Annotated in this window: 7 protein-coding genes and 1 pseudogene; 1 reads left to right on the top strand and 7 read right to left on the bottom strand. The window is 74.0% G+C overall.

Going from position 1 to position 10,969, the window contains the following annotated elements; genetic code table 11:
* The 4 genes and pseudogenes from ABEA81_RS19625 to ABEA81_RS19610 all read right to left on the bottom strand — a co-directional run.
* Positions 1 to 283, bottom strand: a pseudogene (locus ABEA81_RS19625) (hypothetical protein); the annotation flags it as partial.
* A complete protein-coding gene (gene nirB, locus ABEA81_RS19620; RefSeq protein WP_345606645.1) occupies positions 280 to 2,862 on the bottom strand; it encodes a nitrite reductase large subunit NirB in 2,583 nt (860 codons plus the stop codon). The pseudogene ABEA81_RS19625 and the gene nirB, both read right to left, overlap by 4 nt.
* Positions 2,859 to 4,349: an FAD-dependent oxidoreductase gene (locus ABEA81_RS19615; protein WP_345606643.1), complete on the bottom strand. Its 1,491-nt coding sequence runs from the start codon at positions 4,347 to 4,349 to the stop codon at positions 2,859 to 2,861. Before ABEA81_RS19615 ends, nirB begins: the two co-directional genes overlap by 4 nt.
* A 114-nt stretch (positions 4,350 to 4,463) precedes the next feature.
* A complete protein-coding gene (locus ABEA81_RS19610) occupies positions 4,464 to 5,993 on the bottom strand; it encodes a class I adenylate-forming enzyme family protein (RefSeq protein WP_345606642.1) in 1,530 nt (509 codons plus the stop codon).
* A gap of 255 nt (positions 5,994 to 6,248) precedes the next feature.
* Here ABEA81_RS19610 and ABEA81_RS19605 point away from each other — a divergent pair, with 255 nt between their 5' ends.
* Complete coding sequence (locus ABEA81_RS19605; RefSeq protein ID WP_345606641.1) at positions 6,249 to 6,443, top strand: hypothetical protein; 195 nt, start codon at positions 6,249 to 6,251, stop codon at positions 6,441 to 6,443.
* 73 nt (positions 6,444 to 6,516) lie between these two features.
* Here ABEA81_RS19605 and ABEA81_RS19600 read toward each other — a convergent pair whose 3' ends face one another.
* From ABEA81_RS19600 to ABEA81_RS19590, 3 genes are all read right to left on the bottom strand, one after another.
* A complete protein-coding gene (locus ABEA81_RS19600; protein ID WP_345606640.1) occupies positions 6,517 to 8,571 on the bottom strand; it encodes a molybdopterin oxidoreductase family protein in 2,055 nt (684 codons plus the stop codon).
* Complete coding sequence (locus tag ABEA81_RS19595; RefSeq protein ID WP_345606639.1) at positions 8,568 to 9,950, bottom strand: nitrate/nitrite transporter; 1,383 nt, start codon at positions 9,948 to 9,950, stop codon at positions 8,568 to 8,570. The genes ABEA81_RS19600 and ABEA81_RS19595 overlap by 4 nt, the downstream gene beginning before the upstream one ends.
* Positions 9,951 to 10,078: 128 nt before the next feature.
* Positions 10,079 to 10,900, bottom strand: coding sequence for a TIGR02569 family protein (locus ABEA81_RS19590; protein ID WP_345606638.1), 822 nt, complete (start codon positions 10,898 to 10,900; stop codon positions 10,079 to 10,081).
* Positions 10,901 to 10,969 lie beyond the last annotated feature (69 nt).

The raw sequence follows: 10,969 nt of genomic DNA, 5'->3' as shown, positions 1-10,969 counted from the left end.
CCCCTGTGACTTTCCCGCCCCCCTGCCCTTCGGGCCCGCCCCCTGTGACTTTCCCGCCCCCCTGCCCTTCGGGCCCGCCCCCCTTGCCGTCGGACAGCCGGAAGAGCGCCACCTGCACCGGCTCGCCGCCGGCCGCGAGCAGCGCGGCGACCCCGCGCTCGGGCAGCAGCCGGTCGAGCGGGCACACGGTTTCCCACCTGAGGTCGATCATCTCTCCACGCATGTCCGACGACGGAACGCCGTCGCGAAGCAGGCGGACGGTCGGCGGTGATTCAGCAGTCATGCGCGTACCCCCGGGAGGCCGAGCGTGACGGGCACCGGCTGCCCGCGTTCGGTGACGAACGAGATCGTCGGGTCCGGCGCGTCCGGCGCGTTGACGAACGACACGAACCGCTCCAGCTTCTCCGGGTCCTCCAGCACCCCGCGCCACTCGTCGGCGTAGCCCGCGACGTGGGCCTCCATCGCGGCCTCGAGGTCGGCGCAGATCCCCAGCGAGTCGTCGACGATCACGGCGCGCAGGTGGTCGAGGCCGCCGTCCATGGCCTGGATCCAGGCCGCGGTGCGCTGCAGCCGGTCCGCCGTGCGGATGTAGAACATGAGGAACCGGTCGATGAGCGCGATCAACGTGTCGGTGTCGACGTCGGACGCGATCAGCTCGGCGTGGCGCGGGGTGAAACCGCCGTTGCCGCCGACGTAGAGGTTCCACCCGGTCTCGGTGGCGATCACGCCGAAGTCCTTGGACCGGGCCTCCGCGCACTCGCGGGCGCAGCCCGACACCCCCGCTTTGACCTTGTGCGGCGAGCGCAGGCCGCGGTAGCGCAGCTCGAGCGCGACGGCGAGGCCCACCGAGTCCTGCTGCCCGTAGCGGCACCACGTGGTGCCGACGCACGACTTCACGGTGCGCAGCGCCTTCCCGTACGCGTGCCCGGACTCGAACCCCGCGTCGACCAGCCGGCGCCAGATCGCCGGCAGCTGCTCGACCCGGGCACCGAACATGTCGATCCGCTGCCCACCGGTGATCTTCGTGTAGAGCGCGAAGTCGCGGGCCACCTCGCCGATCACGATCAGGCCCTCCGGGGTGATCTCCCCGCCCGGGATGCGGGGCACCACCGAATAGGTGCCGTTGCGCTGCAGGTTGGCCAGGAAGTGGTCGTTGGTGTCCTGCAGCGCCGCCTGCTCGCCGGAGAGCACGTGCCCCGAACCGAGCGACGCCAGTATGGAGGCGACGGCCGGCTTGCAGATGTCGCAGCCGCGGCCGGTGCCGTGCTGGGCGATGAGCTCGGAGAACGTGCGTACCCCGGTGCTCGCCACGATCTCGAACAGCTCCGCGCGCGACACCGCGAAGTGCTCGCACAGCGCCTTCGAGACCTCGACGCCCTCCTGCGCGAGCAACGTCTTGAGCATCGGGACGCACGACCCGCAGCTGGTCCCGGCCCGGGTGCAGGCCTTGAGCGCCGGCACGTCGTGCGCGCCACCGTGGATCGCGTCCCGCAGCGCGCCCTTGGTCACGGCGTTGCAGGAGCAGATCTGCGCGGAGTCGGGTAGCCCAGAAAAGATCAACTCGGCGGCGCCCACCTCCACGCCGCCCGGCGCGATCATCGCGACCGGGTCCGCGGGCAGCGGCGAGCCGACCAGCGGGCGCAGCGCGGCGAACTTCGACGCGTCGCCGACGAGCACGCCCCCGAGCAGCGTCTTCGCATCGTCGCTGACGACGAGCTTGGCGTAGGTGCCCGCGACCGGGTCGTTGACGACGACCTCCAGCGCACCCGGCGTGCGGGCCAGCGCGTCGCCAAAGCTCGCCACGTCGACGCCGAGCATCTTGAGCTGCGTCGACATGTCCAGCTCGGCGGGCGTCATCGTCGCGGAGCCGCCGAGCAGCCGGTCGGCCACCACCTCGGCCATCGCATACCCCGGCGCGACCAGCCCGTACGTGCGGCCCTCCAGCGCGGCCACCTCGCCGACGGCCCAGACGTGCGGGTCGGGCGTCCGGCAGGCGGCGTTCACGAGCACGCCGCCGCGCTCCCCGACCGGCAGCCCGGCCGCGCGGGCCAACCCGTCGGCGGGGCGGATGCCCGCGGAGAAGACGACGACGTCCGCGTCGAGCTCGATCCCGTCGGACAGTGACGCGATCAACCTCCCCGGCGGGGATCCGCCTTGCTCCGCGGCGGCGTGTCCCCGCCGGGCACGTGGTGGGAGGCGCCGCCGGTCCTCGGTGATCCCCGTGACGGACACGCCGCAGCGCACCTGCAGGTCCTCGGACTCCACGAGCCGCCGCAGCACGGCGCCGCCGCCCTCGTCGACCTGCGCCGGCATCAGTCGCGGCGCGATCTCGACGACCTGCGGCGACAGCCCGAGCAGGCGCAGCGCCCGCGCGGCCTCCAGCCCGAGCAGCCCGCCGCCGACCACCACGGCCGAGCGCCGGCCGGGCCCGGGCGCGGCCACGGCCCGCCCGGCGGCGGCCATGATCGCGTCGAGGTCGTCGAGCGTGCGGTAGACGAAGCAGCCGGGCAGGTCGCGGCCGGGGACCGGCGGCACGAACGGCACCGACCCGGTGGCGAGCACGAGCGCGTCGTAGGGCAGCTCGCGGCCGGACTCCGTGCGAACGATGCGCGCATCGCGGTCGAGCGCGACGGCGGGGTCGCCGAGGTGCAGCTGCACCAGCGGGTCGGCCACCTCGGGAAGCGTCAGCTCCTCGGCGGTCCTGCCGTCGACATAGGAGGAGAGGGCGACCCGGTCGTAAGCGGGGCGGGTCTCCTCACCCAGCACCGTGATCCGCCACCGAGCGGCGGCATCGCGGTCGCGCATCGCCTGCACCAACCGGTGCCCGACCATGCCATTACCGACGACGACGAGCTCCTTCACGCGGCTCCCTCCTCGGGGACGGGGGTCAGCGCTGTCTGTTCGCTCCGCAAAGCTCCGCTCAGCGTCGGGGGGTCGCTCTCGGCGAGCCATGCGCAGATGCCGCGCACGGTGTCGCCGCAGCCGCCGCAGCCGGTTCCGGCGCGGGTGGCGCGGCTCAGGGCCGGGACGTCGGTGTAGCCGTCCCGCCAGGCGGCGACCAGGGCCCCCTTCGTGACGGTGTTGCAGCGGCAGACGATCGCGGATGCGGGCAGCCGGCCGGGGTCGGCCGTCTCGGGCGCACCGGGCAGCGCACGGCCGAACAGCAGCCCGAGCCGGTCGGCCGGGGCGGGATGACCCGTGTCGTAGTACTGGATCATCGACGCCGCCGCCTCGGGCAGGCCGATCATGGCGCCGCCCACCACGCGGTCGCCGCGCAGTGCGAGGGTGGCGTAGCGGCCGCCTGCCGGGTCGGCGAAGCGCAGCACCTCCGCACCCGACTCGGCCAGCACGGCCGGATCGCCCACCGTGGCGAGGTCGACGTCGCGCGCCTTGAGCCGGGTGACGGCGCGGGTGCCGCCGTAGCGGGCGGCCGGGTTCGTGCCGGTGAGGAGGTCGGCGAGCACCGCGGCCTGTTCCCACCCCGGCTGCACGAGGCCGGCGGGGGTGCCCGGGTGCTGGGCGCAGTCACCGATCGCGTGCACGCGCCCGTCGGACGTGGCGAGGCGGTCGTCGACCAGCACACCCCGGTCGACGGCGATGCGGGCGTCGGCCGCGAGCCCGGTCTCGGCCCGGACGCCTGCCGCGACGACCAGCGCGTCGGCGGCGACCAGCTCACCGTCGGCGGCGCGCAACCCGGCGTCGGGTTCCCAGCCGACGGCCTGGAAGCCGAGCCGGACGTCGACGCCGAGCCGGGTCATCGCGCCGGCCAGCACCTCGCCCGCACCCGCGTCGAGCTGGCGTTCCATGAGGTGCGACATCGGGTGCACGACCGTGACCCGCACTCCCCGGCCGGCCAGCCCGCGGGCGGCTTCGCACCCCAGCAAGCCGCCGCCGAGCACGGCGAAGCGCGCGCCGGGACGGGCCAGCTCCAGGATCCGCTCGCAGTCGTCGAGGTCGCGGAAGGTGACGACGCTCTTGTCGGCGAGCCCCTCCAGCGGCGGCAGCCAGGCCCGGCTACCGGTGGCGAGCACCAGCTCGTCGTAGCGTTCCACCGCGCCGTCCGAGCAGTGCACGACCCGTTCCGCCCGGTCGATCGACTTCACGGTGACACCGGTGCGCAGGTCCACGCGGTGCCGCGCGGCCCAGCCCGGCGGGTGCAGCTGCACCGCCTGGGCCGACAGCCCGCCGCCGAGCACCGTGGACAGCAGCACCCGGTTGTAGGCCGGGCGCGGCTCGGCCCCGAGGACGGTCAGGCGCACGAGTCGCCCGTTGGGGTCCCGGCGCCGCACCTCCTCGGCGAACCGGGCACCCACCATCCCGTGCCCCACCACCACGACCCGTCTGCTCACGCCGATCGACGGTAGGTACCTGGAGTTACACGCGTGGGGCGCTTCGTGACGGAGAGGTAACGCCGCTCGCACATCGCCCGGCCACCGCCGTGAGCGGTGCCGCGCGTCACAGGATCAGCGGCCGCGCACCGGGCGCCCCCACTCCGTGTCCTCCCGCAACTGCCGCTTGAGCAGCTTGCCGCCCGGGTTGCGGGGCAGCGGCGCTGAGCGCACGACGAGGAACTGGGGGATCTTGAAGTCGGCCATCCGCCCTCGGAGGTGGGCGAGCACGTGCTCCGCGTCGATGCCGGCGCCGACCACGACCGCGCCCACCTTCTCCCCCATCACCTCGTCCGGCACCCCCACGACCGCGGCCTCGACGACGCCGGGCACGGCGGCAAGCGCGTTCTCCACCTCCACGCAGTACACGTTCTCGCCGCCGCGGTTGATCATGTCCTTGGCGCGGTCGACGATGTGGACGAGGCCCTCGCCGTCGATGCGGGCGAGATCGCCGGTGTGCAGCCAGCCGTCGACGAACGTCTCCCGGGTTGCCTCCGGCTTGTTCCAGTAACCGGCCACCACGTTCGGGCCGCGGACGAGCAGCTCGCCCACGCCGCTCGCCGCGTCGAGCACGTCGAGCGAGAGGTCGACCACGGGAGCCGCGAACCCGACGGAGTCGGCGTGCTCGGCCGCCCACTCGTGCGGCAGGAAGGTGGCGATCGAGGAGGTCTCGGTGAGTCCGAAGCCGTTGCCGACCCGGGCGTTCGGGAAGTGCTCCTTGATCCGCTGCACGAGCGACGGCGCGATCGGCGCTCCGCCGTACGCGACACGGCTGACCCGGCCGACGTCGAACTCGGCGAAGTTCGGCTGGCCGATGGCGAGCGCGTAGATCGCCGGCACGCTGGTGAGGTGGTTGATCCGCTCCTCGACGATCGTGCGCAGGAACGCCTGCACGTCGAAGGCCGGCAGCACGACGGTGGTGCCGGCGATGGCGAGCTGCAGGAGCAGCTGGCTGTTGCACCCGGTCACGTGGAACAGCGGCACCGAGACGAGGTTGCGCAGCTCCGGCCCCTCGGCCCGGTCGATGCCGACCACGCGCACCGCCGTCTCCACGTTGGAGAGGAAGTTCTCGTTCGTGGTCATCGCGCCCTTGGGGAAGCCGGTGGTACCGCTGGTGTAGAAGATCGCCGCGAGGTCGACGGGGGTGAGCGCCTCGGCGTGCGGCGGGCCGTCGGGCAGCGGCTCGCCGGGGCGCAGCACCACCGAGGCGCCCGAGTCGGCGAGCACGTACTCGATCTCGGGCGGCGCGAACCGGGTGTTCACCGGCACCGCGACCGCGCCGGCGAGCTGCGTGCCGAGGAAGCAGAGCACCCAGTCGACGCCGGCGGGCAGGACGTTGGCCACGCGGTCCCCGCGGCCCACCCCGGCCGCGACGAGGCCGCCGGCCACGCGGGCCGCCCGGTCCCAGAGCTGCCGGTAGGTGAGCCGCCCTCCGCCCACCTCGACGAGCGCCTCGCCGTCCGGGTACCGCTCGACGCTCGCGCGCAGCATCGTGACCAGCGAGGTCGGCAGCGCGGTGTAGTGGGCGACCCCGGTGACGTCCCGCTCGATCCCCGACGTGTCGAACGGGGCCCTCCCGCGCGGGTAGGGCTCGACCACCACCATCGGCGCCTCCTCATCGAGTTCGCCGGCCGATCGTGTCCCCCGTCACATCAGCCGCGCAAGGGCACACTCGCGGCACGTGCTGCGGCGAGGACGAGGAGCCGGGCCTGCCGCCCGCCGTGATCGAGATGCTGGCCCGCTACCGCCGGATGTGCGACGAGCAGGGGTTCGGCTGGGGTGAGGGCGCCCCGCCGGACTTCTTCCGGTGGGCGCGGTTCAGCGTGCTCGGCCCCGCGTTCGACGAGTTCGCGGCCTCCGGTGACTGGTCGGCGGCCGTCCGCGCCGCCGTCGGTGAACGCGTTCCCGCCGCTGCTCGACCGGTTGCAGGCCCTCGCCACCGAGCACGGCCGGTTCGACCCGGACCGGCGGCCGGAGCAGCTCGCCGACCTGGTGGCGGTGGCCGACCGCGCCCGGGCCGTCTGCCGGGACGTCCTCGCCGTCGCCGAGAACTGAGTCCGGCATTGCAGCAAAGCCACTTTCACGCAACGTGCTGGCAGGAAAGTGGCTTTGCTGCAACTCCCGCGACTCAGGCCGGCTCGAGGCGCACCGCGCTCACCTTGAACTCCGGCATCCGGCTGACCGGGTCCAGCGCCGGGTTCGTCAACCGGTTGGCGGCCTGCTCGCCGCCGAAGTGGAACGGCAGGAACACCGTGTCCGGCCGCAGGCCCGGCACGCACCGCACGCGCGCGTGCGCCGCGCCCCGCCGGGACACGACGCGCGCCCAGTCGCCGTGGGCGAGCCCGGCCCGGGCCGCGGTGTCCGGGTGGACCTCGACGAACGACTCGGGCACGACGCCCGCGAGCTCGGCGATCCGGCGGGTCTGCGCGCCCGACTGGTAGTGGACGAGAACGCGTCCCGTGGTGGCGCGCAGCGGGTGGTCGGCGTCGGGGAGCTCGGCCGACGGCGTGTGGTCGACCGGGATCAGCCGGGCGCGGCCGTCGGCGTGGGCGAACCGCTCGGTGAACAGCCGCGGCGTGCCCGGGTGGCCCGGGGCGGGGCAGGGCCAGTGCAGCGCCTCGCCCGCGTCGAGCCGGTCGTAGCTGATGCCCGAGTAGTCGGCGAGCCCACCGGCCGACGCCGCCCGCAGCTCCTCGAACACCGCACGGGGCTCGGCGGGGAAGCCTGCGACGCCGAGCCGGTCGGCCAACCCCGAGATCACCTCGAGGTCGGTGCGCACCCCCTCCGGGGGTGGCAGCGCCCGGCGCCTGCGCAGCACCCGGCCCTCGAGGTTGGTCATCGTGCCCTCCTCCTCGGCCCACTGGGCCACCGGGAGGACGACGTCGGCGGCCATCGCCGTCTCGCCGGGGAGGACGTCGGCCACCACGAGCAGGTCGAGCGCCGCCAGCCGCTCGGCCACCGCGTTCGCGTGCGGCGCGGAGACGAGCACGTTGGAGCCGAAGACGAGCAGCGCCTTCGGCCCGTCGCGACGACCGAGCGCGGCCAGCAGCTCCGTGGCGCTGCGCCCGGGCCCCGGCAGGCCGGCCGGGTCCACGCCCCACACGCCCGCGACGTGCGCACGGGCGGCCGGGTCGCTGATCGAGCGGTACCCCGGCAGCTGGTCGGACTTCTGCCCGTGCTCGCGCCCGCCCTGCCCGTTGCCCTGCCCGGTGATCGTGCCGAAGCCCGAGCCGGGCCTGCCCGGCAACCCGAGTGCGAGCGCGAGGTTGATCCAGGAGGTGACGGTGTCGACGCCGTGGGCGTGCTGCTCGGCGCCGCGCGCGGTGAGCACGTAGCGCCGCGCCGCCCCGGCGAGCAGGCCGACGGCCGTGCGCATGTCCGCGGCCGGCACTCCGCACACCCGCTCCGCGCGCTCGGGCCACCACTGCGCGGCGACCCGCCAGGCGTCGTCGAAGCCCGCGGTGCGTTCGGCGAGGTAGTCGGCGTCGAGGTGCCCGTCGACGACGGCGGCGTGGAGCATGCCCAGCGCCAGCACGAGGTCGGTGCCGGGCACGGGCTGCAGGTGCAGCCCGCCCGAGGCCACGGCCCGTTCCGCCGTCGGCGTGCGCCGCGGGTCCACCACGACGAGCCGGGCCCCAGAGAGGTGGCCCATCAGCGGCGGCATCGTCTCCGCGACGTTCGCGCCGGCGAGCAGCACGACCTCGGCGTCGTCGAGGTCGGTGACCGGGAACGGCAGCCCGCGGTCGATCCCGAACGCCCGGTTGCCGGCCGCGGCCGCCGACGACATGCAGAACCGGCCGTTGTAGTCGATCTGCGAGGTGCCGAGCGCGACCCGCGCGAACTTGCCGAGCAGGTAGGCCTTCTCGTTCGTGAGCCCGCCCGCGCCGAAGACGGCGACGGCGTCCGGTCCGTGCTCGGCCTGCAGCTCGCGGAGCCGGCCTGCGACGTGCCCGAGCGCCGCGTCCCAGCTCACGGCGTCGAACGGGGCCGAGCGGGACGCGCGCATCAACGGCGTGGTCAACCGTTCGGGGTGGGCCAGCAGGCTGCCGGAGGTCCATCCCTTCTGGCAGAGCCCGCCGCGGTTGGTCGGGAAGTCCCGCGCGTCGACGCCGCCGTCGGCACCGACCCACTGCCCGCACTGCAGGGCGCAGTACGGGCAGTGGGTGGCGACCCGGGGCGTCACACTCCCGCGTGGGCCACGCGCGGGTGCGTGACCTCCGCCGGGACCGGACGCAGGTACACCACGTACGTCACCACGATGCACACCAGGTAGAACGCGAGGAACGACCAGAACGCCGGATTGCCGGACTGCGCGGTCAGGAACGACTGCCGGAACGCCAGGTTGATGAACAGGCCGCCCAGCGCGCCGATCGCGCCGGCGATGCCGATCACGGCACCCGAAACGCGCCGCGCGCGCAGGTACGCCGCGTCCGGCTCGGCCGCTCCCGCCTCCACCGCGACCCGCGCGTGGCCCCGGAAGATCGCCGGGATCATCTTGTACGTGGAGCCGTTCCCGACGCCGCTGAACACGAACAGCAGCACGAACCCGGCCGTGAACAGCGCGAGCGAGTCGATGGCGGACGCCGCGAGCACCACGAGGGTGGAGACACCCATCGCGATGAAGTTGTAGAACGTGACCTTCGCGCCCCCGTACCGGTCGGCGAGCCACCCGCCCACCGGCCGGACCAGCGAGCCGAGCAGCGGACCGATGAACGTCACGGCGGCGGCCTGCAGCGGGGTGCGGCCGAACTGGTTCTGCAGCACGAGCCCGAACGCGAAGCTGTAGCCGATGAACGAGCCGAACGTGCCGATGTACAGGAACGACATCACCCACGTCTGCGACTCCCGGTACGCCTCCTTGAAGGCCCCGGTGTCGCCGCGCATCGATGTCAGGTTGTCCATCCTCAGCGCGGCGCAGGCGGCGGCCACCACGATCAGCGGGATGTAGACGCCGAGCAGGATCCGGGGCGCCCCGGCTCCCGCGGTCGCGATGATCAGCAGGCCGACCAGCTGGATGACCGGCACGCCGATGTTCCCGCCGCCTGCGTTCAACCCGAGGGCCCAGCCCTTCTTCGCCTCGGGGTAGAAGGCGTTGATGTTGGCCATGGACGAGGCGAAGTTCCCACCGCCGAGCCCGCCGACGGCGGCGACGAGGACGAACACCCAGTACGGCGTTCCCGGCTGCATGACGATCGCGGCGAGGATCGTCGGGACCAGCAGCAGCGTCGCGCTCACGATCGTCCAGTTGCGGCCGCCGAACCGGGCGGGCGCCATCGTGTAGGGCAGCCGCAGGATCGATCCCACCAGCGTCGGCACGGCGACCAGGAAGAACTTCCCCGCCGCGTCGATGCCGTACTCCGGCCCCATGAAGAGCACGAGGACCGACCACAGCGTCCAGATCGAGAACCCGATGTGCTCGGAAAGGATCGAGAACCACAGGTTGCGGTTGGCGACCTTGGCGCCCGTGCGCTCCCAGAACCCACCGTCCTCGGGGTCCCAGTGGTCGATCCACCTCCCGCGGAGCAGGGAACGCGCGGGGGATGCGTCTGCCGTGGTCGTCACGCCGGTCCTCCAGGTTCGTCTTCTCCGGCGCGACGCTATGCACGGCCCGTTACCGGCCCGTCGGTTCGATGTGACGGCAGCGCAAAGCCGCGCTCACCGGGAGGGGGCGCTCGAGGTGAGGTCCTCGGCTACAGGAGCGGGCCGATGGCCCCCGCCGCCCGCTGCAGGCCGGCGAGCGTCCGCGGCGAGGCGTCCGGGTGCTGCGCGTGCAGCGCGACACGGTGCAGCAGCGCCCGCAGCAGCATCTGCGGCCACTCCTCGAGGTGCGTCCACCGGTGGGGCAGCTCCTCGTCGGCGCCGCCCCAGGCCAGCGCGTCGACGACGATGACCGCCGCCGCCCACTGCGCCGGGCGCCAGCAGGGCACGAGGTCGATCACGGCCGGCATTCCGTGCTCGTCGAAGAGGACGGCGCCGAAGAGCTCGGGGTGCACCAGCTGCGGGGTGAGCTGCACGGGCTTGCGGAACTCGGCGAGCTGCGAGTACAGCTCGCCGCCGGTGGCCGGGTCGAGCGTCAGCCGCCGCTCGCCGAACGCGCCCGCGGCCGAGCGGCTGACCAGGTCGTCCCGATCGTCGAGCAGCCGGGGCCGGGAGACGCTCGCGGTGGCGGCGTGCAAGCGCACCGACGCCTCGATCACCTCGTCGTAGCGGGGCTCGACGTAGCCGGGGATGAAGCGGCACGCCGCCCAGCCGCCCACGACCCACCGCCCGTCGGACGAGCGCAGCGGGCGGGCGATGCGCACACCCTCGACCTGGAGGCCGTCGAGCACGGCCGCGGACCAGGCCGCCACGACGTTGTCGGGCACCGGGCGGACGAGCACGTCGCCGCAGTGCCATGCCCGCCTGCCGGCCCACACCACCGGACGTGGCTCGACGTCGTTGACCCCGAACGCGGTGCGGACGTGCACGGGCAGGGTGGTCCCGGCGGGCGGCATGACGGGCGCAGCGGTCACGCCGGCGACGCTACCTGCGCCGCGCAGCCGTTCCGGGGTGCCACGCGGGGGCGCGTCGCCGTGCCGCGC

This window comes from Pseudonocardia adelaidensis, assembly GCF_039543345.1.
GTDB classification, from domain to species: Bacteria; Actinomycetota; Actinomycetes; order Mycobacteriales; family Pseudonocardiaceae; genus Pseudonocardia; species Pseudonocardia adelaidensis.
This window is presented reverse-complemented; position numbering and strand designations above follow the sequence as displayed.

Coding starts and splice junctions, on each gene's coding strand:
- ABEA81_RS19610 (WP_345606642.1), bottom strand. CDS start 5,993: ATGGTGGTGGTCGAGCCCTACCCGCGCGGGAGGGCCCCGTTCGACACG.